Source organism: Micromonospora sp. C81 (assembly GCF_018070425.1).
Taxonomy (GTDB): Bacteria; Actinomycetota; Actinomycetes; order Mycobacteriales; family Micromonosporaceae; genus Micromonospora; species Micromonospora zamorensis.
Genome location: NZ_JAGPXS010000004.1, coordinates 13327 through 29840, shown reverse-complemented (window position 1 = coordinate 29840; position 16514 = coordinate 13327). Strand labels below are relative to the sequence as shown.

Here is a 16514-nt window from a genome sequence, read left to right as displayed (position 1 = left end):
TCACCGCGACAACTGACGCAGGATCACCGGGTCCTTGATCTTCTTGTCGGCGGCCAGCAGCAACGCCTTGCTGATGATCTCGCCGAGCCGGCTGTCGCCCTCGAAGGGCAGGTACATCTCCGGCTGCTTCGCCTTCGCCGAGTCGGGGATGATGCACAGATACCGGTCCTCCGGGGCGATCAGGATGTTGCCCGAGCCGCAGTGGATGCGGTAGGTGTGCAGATCACCCCGCACTTCGAGGAACCGGTCGGTGAACGTGCACCGGTTGGCGATCGCCAGCCGGGGAACCAGCTCGGCCAGCACCTCCCGGCGCGTCTGGGCGGTCGGGCTGAGGCCGCCGAAGCTGTTCTGCGACCAGTAGTCGCGGTACCGGCCCTGGGGACCACCGTCGTACCAGTTCGGGTCGTTGCCCACCCCGGACGCGGCAACGAACAGGTCGACGTCGCGCATCACCTCGCTCAGCACGACCGCCGGAACCTCCTCCAGCGGCACCGGCGTGCGTTCCCCCCGGAGGAACACCAGTTGGTCGGTCCCCATCGTGTCGAACATCAGGTCGTCGCCCTGATCCTCGATCCCGGCGATGTGCAGCACGGCGCGCATCTCCCAGTCCGGAAGAGCAAGCCAGGGGTCCTGGTAGCTGGCGCCGTCGTTGCGGTGTCGAACGTGCGACCAGCCGCGCCGGGACAGCAGCGCGATGAGACGGTGCTGGCGCACGATGTGCGCGGCGAAGCGGTTGGAGTACGTGCCGGTGGCCCGCTCCGCGTCGGTCAGCAGGTACTGCTCGCGGTGTGCCTGCTTGAACGGCTGGGTGATCGTGTGCCGGGCCAGGAAGTCCCGCCAGGCCAGGACCGTGGTCGGATCGTCAACCGGGTGCCACAGCCGCACCGTGGCGTCGCCAGCGGGCTCGAACACCGTGTCGTCCACGGTCCGCAGGGCGTCGGAGCCCCAGCAGCAGGCGACGCCGTCGACGGTCCAGATCAGCCGTCGGGCCAGGGTCCGGGCCAGCGGGTGGTCCAGGAACCGTTCCCGCCACTGCTCGACGGTCCACGCGCGGTCGCGCCGCAGCAGCCCTTCAAGGCGGTCGCGGGTCCCGATCAGCGTCGCGCCGATGTCCGCGACTGTCGCCTTCAGCTCCTTCAACTCCTCGCCGTGGTCCTTGCGCACCTGAGCCGGAGGAGTCTTGACCACCTTGCCGTCGGAGTTGCGCCACACCACTGTGGCGTCGACGCCGCGCACCTCGACCTCGTACGAGCTGTCACCCAGCTTGTCCGCGAGTGGCAGCCCGAAGCCGGGCAGCGCCATCTCCTCGACGTCCTCACGGCCGATGCCGAGCGCCTCGGCGTGCTTGGTCAGGCCCTTCTCGACGATGCGGAGCGTGCTCTTGTAGGTCAGCCGCGACGCCAGCCGGGCCAGCTGCGCGAGGGCGGCGGGGTGATCGGTGTCGACGAGCACCGCGACCGCGACGTTCGCCAGCTTCGGGCTCGACGGACCGTGCCCGGGAACCTTGCGGGCGGCCCGTTCCGCGATGTGGCCGAGACTGCGCAGGGTCTCCTCCGACGGCGGGCACATCGCTCGCGCCCAGAGCAGACCCCACAGCACTCCGACGTTGTGCCGGTCGACCAACCGGGGCGGGTAATCGTCGACGTGACCGGGGCAGCACGTGGTCATGCGCAGCGGCAGACTGCGCGGCAGACCCACCAGCGGAAGCCAGTCGTCGAGCCGCTTGGTGAACTCGTCGACGCCGACCGCGTCGAGCAGAACCCGGGCGCTCTTCTGCCAGGCGGCCGTCGGCCGCGCCTTGTCCGCGCCGAGCAGGCAGTGGGCAAGCAACGCCTGCCACCCGGATCGGCGCCCCTCCGGCATCGCCTCGATGTCCGCGACGGCCCGGTCAGCCCACTGCTCACCGACGTTGACGAGGGGCCACATCGCCAGGTCGTCCTCGCCCATGAGGGAGTATGCGCGCTCGATCCGCGTCCGACGCCACGTCGCCAGCGCCGCCGGATGGGAACGCCCGGCGAGGTGCTCGGCCTGTAGCGACTCCCTGGTGAAGCTCACCAGCGACGTGCTCCACCGGCCGAATCCCAGCCACGCCTGACCGCCCAGCCGGTCCAGCCACACGGCGCCGTTCAGCCCACCGCCCGAGAGCAGAACACGGATGAACGTGGTCAGCCCATCCCTGTCCTGCCCGGGCACGACCAACGCGTCGAACACCCTCTGCCGGACCTGCACCGGTTGCGCGGCCAGGATCTGCTCAACCCGCTCCCACACCTCGCGGCAGGCGGCCCCCCATGAGGATTCGCTGGTGATGTTGTGGTGGCGTGGCAGGCTTCCGATCACCGTCATCGCCGCGGCGACACGACGCTCGTGATCCTCCTCGGCGCCGTCCAGGGCCGCGATGGCGGAGCTGAGCAGCTCCGCTTGGCGCGTGGCCTCCGGCAACAACTCGATCTGCGGCGAAGCAAGATCGTACGGGCCGTTTGGATCGTTGAGCGCGGCGAGCAGCGTCCGGCTCGTGCTGGCCGGCGCCCAGCCGCACACCACGGCCACCTGATCGACGAAGTCCCGCCGACCATGTGCGTTGAGGGTGTTCTCGCTCCGCTCACACCATCCCCTGACGGTGTCCACCACGTCGCGCAGTGCCAGCTCCGGATCGAACGTGTCCATCAGCCGCCCACCAGCGGGACGAGCTTGAGGAACGTGACGCGGGAGCCCGCGTGCAGGTGGACCTTGTCGTCCAGGCTGGTGACCTGACGGTCGTCGACCAGCACCACGAAACCGTTGCGGCCGAACGCCTCAAGCGTCGCCAGGGTCCGTTCCTCCGGATCGACGCCGGCGCCGGACTCGGCGACTTCCAGGACCACTCGCCGGCGGATCAGCTCGTCGAGACGGACTGTCTCGTCGAAGATTTCCATTGTCCACTCGGCAACGCTCGGCCCACCGGTCGCTTCATCGGCGATTGTGATCATCGGCATGGCGGAGACCGTAGCGTGGACCCCGGACATGCTGGGTGACGCGGAAGCGATCAGCGCCGCGACCTGGAACGCCTGTCGTTGGCCGACCGCCGGAGCCCCGTACCGTCAGGGCGTTTCGACGGTGACGACGCCAGTTTGTGTGACCTGGACGGGTGCCAACCAATCTCCCACGGTGTACGGCGATTTTTCGTGAAGGCGAGGTTGTGAGCGTGACCGATCACGCGTACCCGAACAGGACTGACCTGTCGGCGGTGGTGGACGCGGCACGCCGCGGGGACCAGGCGGCGATGGACGAGCTGGTCTCGCACTATCTGCCACTGGTGTACAACATCGTGGGTCGGGCACTGAACCGGTCGGCGGATGTGGACGACGTGGTGCAGAACACGATGTTGAGCGTCGTGCGAGGGCTGGCGGGCGTACGCGACCCGGGTGTCTTCCGGTCGTGGCTGGTGGCCGTCACCATGAACGAGGTCCGTGCCCACCAACAGTTCCGGCACACCACACCGGCACCGCCGGAGGACATCGACAACCTGATCGACCCGGGTTCCGACTTCGAGGACCTGACCCTCACCCAGCTTCGCCTGTCCGATCAGCGCCGCGAGGTCGCCCTTGCCACGCGCTGGCTGGACGACGACCACCGCCACCTGCTGTCCCTGTGGTGGCTGGCCGAGGCCGGTCACCTCTCCCGCGCCGACCTGGCCGAGGCCCTGCAACTGGACCCACATCACGTGACCGTCCGCGTGGCCCGCATGAAGGCGCAGTTGGACACCGCTCGGCTGGTGGTGCGAGCCCTCACCACGCGACCCGGCTGCGGCGGCCTGCTCGACATGGCGTCCGATTGGGACGGCAGACCGGCGCCGGTGTGGCGCAAGCGGCTGGCGCGGCACATTCGGACCTGCGCGCACTGCCCGGATGCCACGTTCGATCTGGTACCGGCCGAGCGGCTGCTGGCCGGCATGGCGCTCACGCCGTTCCCGCCCGACCTCGCCTCCCGCGTCACACATCAGGTGCACGGCATGACCGGCGCGCAGCAGGGCATCTCGTCGGCGGGCGCGTCACACGGCGTCGCCTCGGCGGGCCCGTCACAAGGCGTCGCGTCGGCGGGCGCACGCGCGAAGATCGTCGGGTTGCCGCAGCAGGCCCGCGTCGCGGTCCTGTCCCTGCCCAAGACCCTGGTCGGCGCGTTCGCGGCCGTCGCCCTGGTCGGAGGGGCGGGGATCGTCGTCGCCGGTTACAAGGCCGGGCCGAGCCAGCAACCGGCGAGCGTGACAGCCGCCCAACCCTCGACCGCGATCACCGCATCCGCCTCCGAGACCCCCGGGTCGGCACTCGCTTCGCCTTCCCCGACGGCGCTCGACGCGTCCCCGACCACCTCGCGCCCGGCCTCCGCCCCCACCAGGTCGCCGGCGCCAACCAAGTCACCGACCAGGCCGCCGACTCCGACCAGGTCGCCGACCAAGCCTGCCAGCACGTCCACCGGCGTGTCCGCCGCGGAACAACGTCTGCTGGTGCTGCTCAACGAGCGGCGCCGCGCGCTCGGGCTGCCCGCTGTCGAGCTGCGCACGACGGAGCAACGCGCCGCGGAAACCTGCGTGAAGCAGAACCTGGATACGGGCGCCTTCGAGCACTGCGGCCATGAGGTTCTGTGGGCGTCCTCGGGCAACTCATCCCCCGAGCAGATGATCAACGCCTGGTTCAACAGTCCCGGGCACAAGCAGGCGCTGACCTACGCCAGCTCCCGTTTCGCCGGCCCCGCCATCGTCTTCAACGGCACCCGTCAGATCGCTGCCATCAACATCGATTACTGAAGCTCTCCGCAGGTGAGAGTGGCGCAGCGTCGACTGCGCGTCCGGCCCGACGCCGAGCGGCGTCGGGCCGGACGTGAGAGCCGCGAGCCGTCACCAGGGCACCACACCGGCGTCCTCGAAAAAGCCGCCGGTGGGGCCTCCGTCGGGCAGTGTGGCCAGGCGGATGGCGGTCGCCGCGCCCTCCTGGGGAGTACGCACGCCACGGAAGCCGTTGAGGTCGGTGGCGACGAAGCCCGGGCAGGCGCAGTTGATGAGGATCTTCGTGTCCGCCAGTTCCCGGGCGTACTGAAGGGTCACCGCGTTCAGGAACGACTTCGAGGGCGCGTAGGCTACAGCGATCGGACCTGTGGTGGTGTCACCGTCGGGGCCAGACTGCCGGGTCAGAGAACCGACGCCGCTGGACATGTTCACGATGCGCGGTGAGGCCGAGCGGCCGAGCAACGGCAGCATCGCGTTCGTCACCCGGATGACGCCGATGACGTTGGTCTCCACCACAGTGCGGAGGACGGCCAGATCGACGCTGCTCGGCTGCTGCTGTCCGCCACCGGTGATCGCGGCGTTGTTGACCAGGGCATCGAGGCGTCCGGCGTGTGCGGCGATCAGATCGGCTGCGGCGGCGACACTGCGGTCGTCGGTGACATCCAACGGGACACCGAAGGCGTCGACGCCAGCGTCCCGCAGTCGTGCCACCGCCGTGTCCCGCCGGGCCTGGTCGCGCGCGCCGACACCCACGCTCCAGCCCAGCGCACCCAGGCCTGCCGCAATCTCGTACCCGATGCCCTTGTTGGCCCCGGTGACCAGGGCAATCTTCTTGTCACTCATGTCTTCGACTGTGGGTCACGGCCCGCGAGTCGTCCAAGACCACCTGAGTCATGGGCGATACCCGGAAGGTATCGCCGCCTCCGTTGCGGGCTAGGCTGGACACGTGGAGACACGAGAGCTGCGGTACTTCGTCGCCGTGGCCGAGGAACTGCACTTCGGTCGGGCGGCGCAACGCCTGGGCATGGCCCAGCCGCCATTGTCACGGGCGATCAGTCAGCTCGAACGCCGTCTGGGTGCTGCCCTGCTGAAGCGTGACAGCCGCTCGGTGACCCTGACCGAAGCCGGTGCGGTCCTGCTGCACGAGGGACGAGCAGCGCTGGACGCTGTGGAAGCTGCCGAACATCGCGCCCGACGCGCAGCTCTCTCCGTCACCGGTCACGCCAGCGTCGTCCTGGCGACCAAGGCTGGAGCGTCCAGCGAGTTGCTCGCGAAGCTGCTGCACGCCTACTCCACCGAACCCGGATCGGTCGACGTCGACGTGGTGCTGTGTGGCCCCGGCGAACAGGAACGACTGTTGCGGACCGGCCGTGCCGACGTCGCGATCCTTCACCACCCGTTCGACGACCTGACGGGGCTCGACACCGAGGAACTGCTCACCGAGGGCCAGGTCGCCATCCTCCCGGCCGGCCATCCCCTCACCACTCGCGAGAGTGTGCAGCTGAGCGAGGTGACCGAGCTGCCGGACCTGCCTCTACCCCGCTGGCCGGCGCAGGACGGCACCTATCCCGACGGCCCCGGTCCTGAGGCCCAGAGCCACTCCCAACTTTTCCAGCTCACCGCCCTTGGCCGGACCTTGCTGGTCGTGCCCGAGTCCGCCCGATCCCAGCTGAACGACGATCTCGTCGCCGTGCCGATCGTGGACGCGCCGGAAGTCACCACGGTCATCGCCTGGCCCCCGCACAGCCGTTCCCGAGCTGTCGCCGATCTTGTCAGGGCCGCACTCCGCCTCTAGCCGCCGATATCGCGCCTCGTCGCACCGGCGTACGCGAAAAAGGCCCTGACCGGCAGGGATCTGCCAGGTCAAGGCCTTCATCGTTGGTGCGCCGCCAGGGACTCGAACCCCGAACCCGCGGATTAAGAGTCCGCTGCTCTGCCAGTTGAGCTAGCGGCGCTCGTTCGGCAACGGAGAGAACATTAGCACCCCCGAAACCCCGGCTCCAATCCGGTTACCGGGCTCCCCCCTTCGGTCGAGCTTTGCCGGCAAAAAGCCCCAAACCGGCCAGCCGGCTCAAGGCAGGGGCGTGGGTTGCGGCGTCGATGCGGCACGATGTCCGCCAGGTACGCGAGAACAGAGGTGGGGATGACACGGTTCACGCGAGCCGGGGCGGTGGTGGGCGCTCTGGCTCTGGTGGCGTCGCTGGCACTGACCGGGTGCGGCGACGAGAAGAAGCCGGAATTCGTTGGCGGGACGTCGCCGGCGGGCGCGGGTGCCGAAGCTGGCTCGTCCGCGCCCTCGGCACCGGCAACCCCGAGCGCGCCGAGCGGACCGACGCTCACGCTGAGCCCGGCGGACGGCACGAAGGGCCGGCCGGTGAGCACGGAGATCAGCGCGAAGCTCCCGAACGGCGGAAAGGTGTCCGCGGTCACGCTGACGGCGGACGGTGGGGGCTCGGTGGAGGGCAAGCTGCGCACCGACGGTTCGGCCTGGGTGCCGTCCGCCCCGCTGAAGTTCGGCACCCGCTACACCGCCACTGTGACGGCGAACGGGTCCGACGGCACGAGCAGCCAGGGCACCAGCAGCTTCACCACGATGGCCAAGCCGAAGTCGACCATCGGGTCCGGCCTGTATCTCTTCGACGACAAGAGCTACGGGGTGGCCATGCCGGTGGTCACCGAGTTCCACCCGGGCATCCCGAAGAAGGACCGGGCGGCGGTGCAGAAGCGGATGTTCGTCCGCACCGACCCGCCGCAGCCGGGGGCATGGCACTGGGTCGACAACGGCACGCAGGCCTACTACCGGGCCCCGGAGTACTGGAAGCCCGGCACGACCATCAGCGTGCGGATCGCCCTGGCCGGGATGCCGCTGAGCAACGGCAAGTACGGCGACATGGACCGTAAGGCGACCGCGAAGATCGGCCGGTCGTTCCAGATGAAGGTCGACAACGCCAACAAGAAGATGCTGGTGTACGAGAACGGCGCGCTGGTGCGCACCATCCCGGTGAGCCTGGGCAAGAAGAGCACGCCGTCGTCCAGCGGCACGATGGTCGTGATGGAGAAGAAGGAAGCCACGACCTTCGACACCCGCGACGACCCGGACCCGGCCAACCGCTACGTCACCGACATCCAGTTCGCCCAGCGGCTCACGTGGGGTGGCGAGTACATCCACGCCGCACCCTGGTCGGAGCACGTGCAGGGGCGTCAGAACGTCTCGCACGGCTGCGTGAACGTGTCGATGGTGAACGCCCGGTGGTTGTTCGAGAAGACGCGAATCGGTGACCCGATCACGGTGAAGGGCACCGAGCGCAAGATCGCCGCCGGCAACGGCTGGACGGCGTGGAGCCTGAGCTGGTCGGCGTTCATCAAGGGCAGCGCACTACCCGTACCCAAGGGTGGGGCCGGCCCGGCGCTCTGAGCCGCCCGGCATCGATGCGCCGGCCCTGCCGATGGCCGGGCCGGCGCGTACCCTTGCATTCCCGCGCTGCGACGACGCCGCGGCGACCCCTCAGTCCCGGTACGGAGACGAGCCAGGCTCACGAAACGCCGGATAGTAGCAAAAATCCGGCATCATCGTCGGCGTGTTTCGGTTCACCCTCGGCAACCGGGGCCGGCTCTGGCGCGTCAGTAGGAGACGATGGGGCAGCGACCACGACTGTGAGGGAATCATGCGAGCTAGCCAGGACCAGCTGATCAGGCGCGGTGGGCGACGCCGCGTGTTCGCGGCAGGGCTCCTCGCCGTGGCGCTGGCCTTCACCTCCGCCTGCACCGACGGCGACGGCGGCAAGCCGTCCTCCTGGCAGGGCGGCGACGAGGCGCCGGCACCGAAGGCGGCGGCGACCATCAGCGAACCGGCGGCCGATGCCAAGGACGTGCCAGCGTCCACCGGCATCACCTTCACCACCAAGGACGCCGTGAAGACCGCTGTCGAGCTGAAGGACGCGGCCGGCAAGGCCGTCGAGGGCACCCTCGCGGCAGATGGCAGGACGTGGCTGCCGGCCGGCGCACTGGAGTACGGCACGGCCTACACGGCGACCGTCACCGCCACCGGCGACGACGACCGTCCGGCCACCGCGACCAGCACCTTCACCACGATGGCCAAGCCGAACAACCAGGTACGGGTGACGAGCTTCCTCGGCGACAACCAGGTGGTCGGGGTCGGCATGCCGCTGATCGTGAAGTTCGGCCGGAACATCCCGGAGGACTACCGCGACGACGTGCAGCGCCGCATGACGGTGACGTCGACCCCGGCGCAGGAGGGCATCTGGCACTGGGTCAGCCCCACCGAGGTCCGCTACCGGCCGAAGGAGTTCTGGAAGGCCGACAGCAAGATCTCCTACCGGGTGCAGGCCGGCGGTCTGCCGATGGGTGAGGGCTGGTACGGCCGCGCCGACCTCAGCGTGGACGTCAAGATCGGCGCTGCGACGGTCATGACGGTGGACAACAAGACCAAGCGGATGACGGTGACCCGCAACGGCTCCGTGATCAAGACCATCCCGGTCAGCCTGGGCAAGAAGAGCACCCCGTCGTCCAGCGGCACCATGGTCGTGATCGAGAAGCTGCGCAAGACGGTCTTCGACACGTTCGAGGAGCTGGGCCCGGAAGAGGGCTACCGCACCAAGATTGACTTCGCGCAGCGCCTCACCTGGGGTGGGGAGTTCATCCACGCGGCGCCCTGGTCCGAGGGCCAGCAGGGCAGCGTGAACGTCTCGCACGGTTGCGTGAACGTGTCGATGGCCAACGGCGACTGGCTGTTCAAGAACACCCAGATCGGTGACCCGATCACGGTCAAGGGCACCGAGCGCAAGCTGCAGAACGGCAACGGCTGGACCGACTGGAACATGAGCTGGGACGAGTACGTCAAGGGCAGCGCCCTGCCGTACGAGCCTCCCGCGGACCCGGACACCACGCCGACGCCGGACGGCGCGGTCACCCCGTCCCCCACGCCGACCGCCTGACCCGAACGACGGAAGCCCTCTCCCACGCGGAGAGGGCTTCGTCGTGGATGCCCCTATCGGGCCCCTGGAACGACTCAGGCCCCCTCCGAGGAGGGGGCCTGAGCAGCACAACCAACTGGGTGACTGATGGGAATTGAACCCACGACAACCGGGACCACAACCCGGTGCTCTGCCAACTGAGCTACAGCCACCACGCCGCCGTCGCCCGGTCGATAGCCCCGGGCGGGGTGCGGACCAATAATAGCCACATCGCGGCGTGCCTCGTCCAGCGGGTTCCCCGGTCCCCGTACGAGCTGCCGCGGGTCAGAGTTCGGCGGCGATCGCCTTGGCGGTCTCGACGTCCGGGCCGGGCAGCGGCACGAAGACCGTACGCCGGTAGTACTCCAACTCCCGGATGCTCTCCCGGATGTCGGCCAGCGCCCGGTGCGCGAGGCCCTTCTGCGGCTGGCCGAAGTACACCCGGGGGTACCAGCGACGGCAGAGTTCCTTGATCGACGACACGTCGATCAGCCGGTAGTGCAGATGCGCGTCGAGTCGGGGCATGTCCCGGGCGATGAAGCCCCGGTCGGTGGCGATCGAGTTGCCGCACAACGGCGCCGTACGCGGATCCTTGACGAAGGTGCGGACGTAGTCCAGGACCAGGTCCTCCGCCTCGGCGAGGGTGACCGCCGAGCGGCGGACCTCCTCGGTGAGGCCGGACTTGGCGTGCATCGTCTGGACGATCTCCGGCATCGCTTCCAATGCCGCCTCATCGGCGTGGATCACCACGTCGACACCGTCACCCAGCACATTGAGGTCGGGATCGGTGACCAGTGCCGCAACCTCGATCAGTTTGTCCCTGCCAAGGTCCAACCCGGTCATTTCACAGTCGATCCAGACAAGGAGATCAGCCACCGGGACAGCCTACGCGCAGCCCACGACCCGCGGCTGCGCGCTCTCGGCCGACCGGACCGCTAGGGTTTCGGGGTGCCAGCAGAACCCGTCGCACCGCCCGCCGTCACGGACGACGATCCCGGCGGCCGTACGGTCCGTCGCCTGGTCGCGGTGGTGGCTCTTGTCGCCGTGCTGCCGGCGCTCTACCTGCGCGGCCTCGTGCACAACTTCTTCGACCTCAAGATTTACATGTCGGCCATGGACTGGTGGCGCGTCGGCCACCCGCTCTACGACTACGTCCAACCCGACCGGGTGCAGGGCGAGCTGTACTTCACGTACCCGCCGTTCAGCGCGCTGCTGCTGTGGCCGTTCGGTCTGCTGCGACTCGGCGCCACCGTGACGATCTTCACGGTGCTCACGATGGCGGCCGTGGTGCTGACCACCCGGTGGGTGGTGATGCCGCTCATCGACCGGCACCACCTGCCGCGAACGTTCACCCTGGTCGTCGCCGTGCTGCTGGTGCTGGCTGTGGAGAGCACCCGCGAGACGATCACCTTCGGTCAGATCAACATGCTGCTGGTCGTACTCATCTTGGCCGACCTGCTGTACGCGGTGCCGCAGGCGCGACGCTGGGCCGGGGTGGGCGTGGGGCTGGCGACGGCACTCAAGCTCTTTCCCGGCATCTTCATCGTCTACCTGTTGGCCACCCGGCGGTGGCGGGCCGCGGCGGTGGCCAGCGCGACCGCGGCGGCGGCGACCCTGCTCGCGGCGGCGATCGCCCCGAGCGACTCGTGGCGGTTCTGGACGCACGAACTGTGGGCCACCGATCGGGTGGGGCGCACCGACTACGTCGGCAACCAGTCGCTGTTCGGCCTGCTCAGCCGGTTCACCGCGCCAGCGAAGCCGGACCAGCTGCTCTGGCTGCTGTTGGTCGCCGTGGTCGCCGTCTACGGGCTGTGGCGGGCCGCCCGCGCTGCTCGGGCCGGTGACGCGTTGACGGGCCTGACGCTGACCGGGCTGGTCGGCTCGCTGGTCAGCCCGATCACCTGGACCCACCACATCTACTGGTTCGTTCCGGCGGTGGTGCTGCTCGCGGACGCGGCGTTGAGTGCCGACCGGCCGGACGAGGCACGCCGGCGTCGGTGGTTTGCCGGGCTCGCGCTGGGCATCACCGCGGTGATCGTCTATGGCGTGGTGACGTTCCAGGCCTGGGGCGTGGAACCGGTCCGCACCCAGAACCCGGCGGACTTCGTCGTGCAGAACGCCTACGTGCTGATCAGCGTGCTGCTGCTGGTGGTCCTACCGGTGCCCGCGCGGCGCGCTCAGGAAGACTCAGACCACCGTGAGGAAAAATCGCGCCAAATGGACAGATCTCCCCAGTAGCCGCCATCAGCGCTAATCTGACCTCATCTACCTCAAGCGTCGCTCAGGTAGCACCGATCCCCCGGTGAGGGTGGCCCTCCGCGTCGGCAGCGCGGAGGGCCACTCGCCGTTTCGTCCCCCGCCGGCCAGGCCACCACCAGCGGACGCCACCGGCCGCGTAATCACCGACCGGCCACCGGCGGGGCATCCACCGGCGGGACCTCCACCGGCTGGTCCGTGGCCTCCGTACCGGCCGGTGGCCACGCGAGACTCAGCGTCACCTCCGGTGGGCGCGGCAACCGGGCCGGTTCGTCCAGGTCGGCGAGGGTGACCGGCCGGGACGGTTCGGTGCCGATCGCCGAGCGGAGCCGCTCTCCCGCACCCGAACCGACCGGGGTGAGCTGCCGGACGGCCGGAAACGGCGGGGTCGAGCCCGGCTCTCGGGAGCCCAGGCCACTCAGCGAGGTGACACCGAGCCGGCCGGCGAGCACCGGCACCTGATCCGGCTCGACCACGAAGATCACTTCACGCGGGCGCAGCGGCCGCAGCAGGAGCAGGACCGCACACACCACCAGCAGGACGCCCACGGCCAGCAGACCCCAGGTGGCCGGCCCGGTCCACCCGGCCCGCAACTCGGCGCGCAGGTCCAGCGCCAGATCCGCCCCGCCGTCGGGGCGCATCACCACGAGGCTCATCGGCTCACCGGCCAGGTCCCCGACACTCCACTCCAGCGAGCCGATCCCCTCGCGTACCCAGAAGGGCCGCCCCAGCGGCGTGACCGCCTCAGCTGGGGTCGGGGTGCCCACCGCCGGACCGGCCGCGTCCAGACGGACCGGCAGCGGGCCCTGGGCCAGCGCCACCCGGCGGACCGAGGCGTGCGGTGCCGACTCCAACCAGCGGCGTACCTCAGCGGTGGGCGCCAGCCCGACGAAGGCCGGGCCGTCCGCGGTGCGGGCGTCCAGTCGCAGCCGGGTCTGCGCGGTACGCGCGAACGGCGCCTCCTGCCGCAGCAACCGGTCGAGGTCGGTGACCACGACCGCGTGACCGGGCGTGCGGACCGTTTCGAAGCGGGCGGCGAAGGCCCCGTCGGGGTCGGCGTGGCGGGTCACCAGCCACAGCGCGCCTCCGGCGAACAACGCCGGAATTCCCACAACCAACAGCAGCACTCCGGCGATCATCCGCACGAACCGCATCCGCACCGTCCCCCTCCGTAGCCAAGTACCCGGCCGACCTTACCGACGCAGACCGTCTGATCAGCGGATATCCACGGCACGGGCGGTGCCGACTCCAGAAAGCGCACTGGCCCGCCGGATGGTCCGGCGGGCCAGCGGTGTGACGGGGGTCAGGACTTGGCGACCGGCTCCCGACGGGTCCGCGTGAACGCCAACCCGCCCAGCACCAGGCCGGCCAGACCAGCGACGAGACCGGCCACACCGAGGCCGACCGCGAGGCCGTTGCCGTCCTCGTCGTCGTCGTCATCGTCGGGTGCCGCGACGGCCGTAGCGGAGGCCGGTGCGGCCGAACCACCCGGCGCGGCGGCGGCGGTCAGGGTGAGCACCGGAGCCGGGCTCTCGGGCTCCTCGCCGCCCGGTGCCTGCTCGTCGATCCAGCGCGAGATGTTGCCGTCGGAGTAGGTCTGGAGGGTCTTGAAGACCATCGAGTCGACCTTCGGCAGCGGACCCATCGAGACGGGGAACTCCTGGAACTGGCCCGGCTTCACCCCCGCGTCACCGGTGGCCGTCCAGGTGATCTTGGAAACCGCCTCGGTGAGCTGGCTGCCGTGCACCTCGATCGGCGGGTCGACCTTGCGCTTCTCCGTCGCGACCGTCCAACCGGGGACCGGCATGGTCGACACCGAGCCGACCGGGGCGTTCTCCGGGAGGACCACCTCCAGCTTCGTGGTGGAGGCGGTGTCACTCTCGTTCGGCACCCGGAACGCCACCCGGGCGTAGCCACCCTGGGTCGCCTCCTTCGGGTTCACCGTCACGTGGGCGGACGCCGGTCCGGCGAAGCCGAGCACAGCGGTGGCGGCGGCGGTGAACGCCAGTGCGGCAGCGGCGGTTGCGGTACGCCGGATTCGGGTCATGGGTTTCGCGGACCTCTCTAACGGATCGGCACGGTGGCGGTCACCGTGGCCTGGTCGATGTCGGTCGTTCGGGCGGTGATCTTCAGTTGCCAGTCGCCGGCTGCCGGCAGGCTGATGTCGCCATAGGCGTGGTTGTCCGTCAACGGCAGCAGCGGGACGTCGATCGGCTCGATCCCGGCCGAGGGCAGCGCGGCAGTCGCCTTCCACTCCACGACCGGCAGCGGCAGGTTGTCCTTGCCGTACGCGTACAGGTGCACCGAGTTGTTGCCCCGCTGGGCGGGGCTCACCTCGATCTGCATCTCGTAGAGCGGGCTGGACAGCCTGGTGCTGAACAGGCCGGCCTCGGTGCTGGACGGCCCGGCGACGGCGGTGCGGGCGGGCGTGGTCTGCACGAGCGTGGCGGACAGGCCCAGCACCACCACGGTGACGGCCAACTCCACCCAGACCGCCCGGCGTACCGGCGCCGGTCGCTGCGCGGCGACACGGCGGCGGACCAACTGCCGGGAGTACGCGGCCACGGCGATCACCAGCGCGAACAGCCCGATCTTGGCGAGCAGCAGCCGCCCGTAGGTGGTGTCGAACAGCGCCTGCGGGGTGGCCACCTCGATCAGCGCCTGGACGGTGCCGGCCAGCAGCAGCGCCGACACGGCGAGCGCCGCCCAGCGCGACCAGATCGGCAGGATCGCGCTCAACTCCCGCTCGTCGGCCTGGCGCAGCAGGAAGCCGGCGAGCATGAGCAGACCGCCCAGCCAGACGGCCATGCTGCCCAGGTGCACCGCGTCGACCACCACGGAGACCGCCGGCGCCGGGGAGGCGGCCGGGTGCCCGGCCAGGGGCCAGGTCAGCAGGGTGGCGCCGCCGAGCACGGCCAGGATGATCGCGTCGGCGCGGCCGGTCGGTCGGGCCAGCAGCGGCCGGAGCAGGAAGACGGACGCCGCCAGCAGACCGAGCCGGACCAGGTGGGCGGCGCCGAAGGCGCTGCCGAACACGCTGCCGAAACCCTCGCCGGTGACGTCGAAGAGGCCACCGCCGGCGGTGTAGGGCACCTGCAACCACAGGTCGGCGAGGGTGGCAACGGCCACCAGACCCAGGCCGGTCCACGCCAGCCGGGTTGGCCCCCGGCGGGAGAGCCGTCGGGGCCAGAGCGCGGCGAGCACCAGCGCCGGCCCGACCAGCAGCACCAGGCCGGCGTAGCCGAGGAAGCGGGCCACCTTCACCGCCGTACCCACCACCGGGTTGGCGCGGCTGTCCGAGCCGGAGTCGACGGGTGGCGTCGAGGGTGCGCCGACCGAGTAGGTGAACGCCCCGGAGACCGGGTGGCTGTCGGCGGAGATCACCCGGAAGCTGACCAGGTAGGTGCCTCGGCCCCCGGCCGGATCCACGGGAATGGTCACGACACCGCCGGCGAAGGACGGCTCACCCCGGTCGGCCCGGGCCCCGTCGGGCGCGATGACCCGGATCTTGCCGGGAACCTTGCGGACCGACTCGCTGAACGTCAGCACCACCTCGGACGGCCCGCTCGGCACGATGGAGGAGGCGGCCGGGCTGCTGCTCTCCAGCACCGCGTGGGCGCTCGCGGAGGTGGCCGGCGCGATCAACAGGGCGACGACGGTGACCAGCAGGCCGGCGGCTGCGGCCAGCCGGGCGAACCAGCGGCGGGGGGCGACAGTCATGCCAGCCATGGTCGCCGACCGGTGTGGATCTCGGCGACCCGAGTCGGGCGAAGGGCTCAACTCTGCTCAGCCGCCAGTGCCGCGCGGGAGGGATCGCGTGTCATGAGCAGGTAGTCGGCTCGCGTTGAGAAAAAGTTCCCGACGTGGTGCAGAACATCCAAGGGCCGAAGGACCCTGACGCTGCGACGGGCGCCGCGTAACCTGGTTTGTCGTGATCCCCGTCCCGCGTGACACCGGTGCCGCCGGTCCGGCAGAGCCGGCCGGCGACGTCGCCCGGGACCCGGCCACCGAGTGGGCGCTGATCGCCCGCGACGGTGACCCAAGCGCCCAGGCGGCGTTCGTCCGGCTGACCCAGGTCGAGGTCTGGCGGTTCGCCGCCGCCCTGGTCGACCCGGACAGCGCCGACGACCTGACCCAGGAGACGTACCTGCGCGCGTTTCGGGCGCTGCCCGCGTTCGAGGGTCGCTCCAGCGCCCGCACCTGGTTGCTCGGCATCGCCCGGCGGGCCTGCGCCGACCACCTGCGCACGGTGATCCGCCGCCGGCGGCTGGACGAGCGCCTGGCGGCGAACGCGTTCACCGACCGCCCCTACCCGGACCCGGCCGGCCAGCTCGGGGCCGCCGACCTGGTCCGCCGGCTCAGCGCCGAGCGGCGTGCCGCCTTCGTGCTCACCCAGTTGCTCGGCCTGTCGTACGCAGAGGCCGCCGCAGTTGAAGGGGTGCCGGTGGGCACCATCCGTTCCCGGGTCGCCCGGGCCCGCGACGACCTGGTCGAGGCGGCCGGCGACGCGCTGACCGGCTGAGCGC

13 protein-coding genes and 2 tRNA genes are annotated in these 16514 nt (G+C 70.3%); 6 read left to right on the top strand and 9 right to left on the bottom strand.

Annotation, left to right across the window (positions count from 1 at the left end; all coding sequences use genetic code 11):
• A complete protein-coding gene (locus KBX46_RS08925) occupies positions 1-2664 on the bottom strand; it encodes a DUF4132 domain-containing protein (RefSeq protein WP_210792072.1) in 2664 nt (887 codons plus the stop codon).
• The gene (locus KBX46_RS08920) at positions 2664-2972 is read right to left on the bottom strand and encodes a hypothetical protein (RefSeq protein WP_210792071.1); all 309 of its coding nucleotides are present in this window, start codon (positions 2970-2972) and stop codon (positions 2664-2666) included. Before KBX46_RS08920 ends, KBX46_RS08925 begins: the two co-directional genes overlap by 1 nt.
• A gap of 209 nt (positions 2973-3181) precedes the next feature.
• Here KBX46_RS08920 and KBX46_RS08915 point away from each other — a divergent pair, with 209 nt between their 5' ends.
• Positions 3182-4780: a sigma-70 family RNA polymerase sigma factor gene (locus KBX46_RS08915; protein ID WP_210792070.1), complete on the top strand. Its 1599-nt coding sequence runs from the start codon at positions 3182-3184 to the stop codon at positions 4778-4780.
• A gap of 90 nt (positions 4781-4870) precedes the next feature.
• On the opposite strand, the gene KBX46_RS08910 is transcribed toward KBX46_RS08915, so the two are convergent.
• Positions 4871-5602 carry an SDR family oxidoreductase gene (locus tag KBX46_RS08910; RefSeq protein ID WP_210792069.1) on the bottom strand — a complete coding sequence of 244 codons (732 nt, stop codon included), beginning with the start codon at positions 5600-5602 and terminating at the stop codon, positions 4871-4873.
• Positions 5603-5705: 103 nt separating this feature from the next.
• Between KBX46_RS08910 and KBX46_RS08905 the strand changes: the two genes are divergently transcribed.
• Positions 5706-6554, top strand: a complete 849-nt coding sequence (locus tag KBX46_RS08905) for a LysR family transcriptional regulator (RefSeq protein WP_210792068.1) — start codon at positions 5706-5708, stop codon at positions 6552-6554.
• 84 nt (positions 6555-6638) lie between these two features.
• On the opposite strand, the gene KBX46_RS08900 is transcribed toward KBX46_RS08905, so the two are convergent.
• A tRNA-Lys gene (locus KBX46_RS08900) sits at positions 6639-6714 on the bottom strand.
• 188 nt (positions 6715-6902) lie between these two features.
• On the opposite strand from KBX46_RS08900, the gene KBX46_RS08895 reads away from it, so the two are divergent.
• Both KBX46_RS08895 and KBX46_RS08890 read left to right on the top strand, forming a co-directional pair.
• Positions 6903-8174 carry an Ig-like domain-containing protein gene (locus KBX46_RS08895; RefSeq protein WP_210792067.1) on the top strand — a complete coding sequence of 424 codons (1272 nt, stop codon included), beginning with the start codon at positions 6903-6905 and terminating at the stop codon, positions 8172-8174.
• Positions 8175-8424: 250 nt separating this feature from the next.
• Positions 8425-9714, top strand: coding sequence for an Ig-like domain-containing protein (locus KBX46_RS08890; RefSeq protein WP_210792066.1), 1290 nt, complete (start codon positions 8425-8427; stop codon positions 9712-9714).
• A gap of 118 nt (positions 9715-9832) precedes the next feature.
• On the opposite strand, the gene KBX46_RS08885 is transcribed toward KBX46_RS08890, so the two are convergent.
• Positions 9833-9905, bottom strand: a tRNA-His gene (locus KBX46_RS08885).
• Positions 9906-10017: 112 nt separating this feature from the next.
• Positions 10018-10608: an oligoribonuclease gene (orn, locus tag KBX46_RS08880; protein WP_088946475.1), complete on the bottom strand. Its 591-nt coding sequence runs from the start codon at positions 10606-10608 to the stop codon at positions 10018-10020.
• Positions 10609-10680: 72 nt separating this feature from the next.
• On the opposite strand from orn, the gene KBX46_RS08875 reads away from it, so the two are divergent.
• Positions 10681-11970: a glycosyltransferase 87 family protein gene (locus KBX46_RS08875; protein WP_210792065.1), complete on the top strand. Its 1290-nt coding sequence runs from the start codon at positions 10681-10683 to the stop codon at positions 11968-11970.
• Between the two features lie 161 nt (positions 11971-12131).
• Here KBX46_RS08875 and KBX46_RS33270 read toward each other — a convergent pair whose 3' ends face one another.
• The 3 genes from KBX46_RS33270 to KBX46_RS08860 form a co-directional block, all read right to left on the bottom strand.
• Positions 12132-13142, bottom strand: a complete 1011-nt coding sequence (locus tag KBX46_RS33270) for a hypothetical protein (RefSeq protein WP_210792368.1) — start codon at positions 13140-13142, stop codon at positions 12132-12134.
• A 149-nt stretch (positions 13143-13291) separates the two neighbouring features.
• The gene (locus KBX46_RS08865) at positions 13292-14035 is read right to left on the bottom strand and encodes a YcnI family protein (RefSeq protein WP_210792064.1); all 744 of its coding nucleotides are present in this window, start codon (positions 14033-14035) and stop codon (positions 13292-13294) included.
• 17 nt (positions 14036-14052) lie between these two features.
• Positions 14053-15717, bottom strand: coding sequence for a copper resistance CopC/CopD family protein (locus KBX46_RS08860; protein WP_088946471.1), 1665 nt, complete (start codon positions 15715-15717; stop codon positions 14053-14055).
• Positions 15718-15919: 202 nt separating this feature from the next.
• Between KBX46_RS08860 and KBX46_RS08855 the strand changes: the two genes are divergently transcribed.
• On the top strand, positions 15920-16510 hold the full coding sequence (locus KBX46_RS08855) for a sigma-70 family RNA polymerase sigma factor (RefSeq protein WP_210792063.1): 591 nt from the start codon (positions 15920-15922) through the stop codon (positions 16508-16510).
• Positions 16511-16514: the final 4 nt, after the last annotated feature.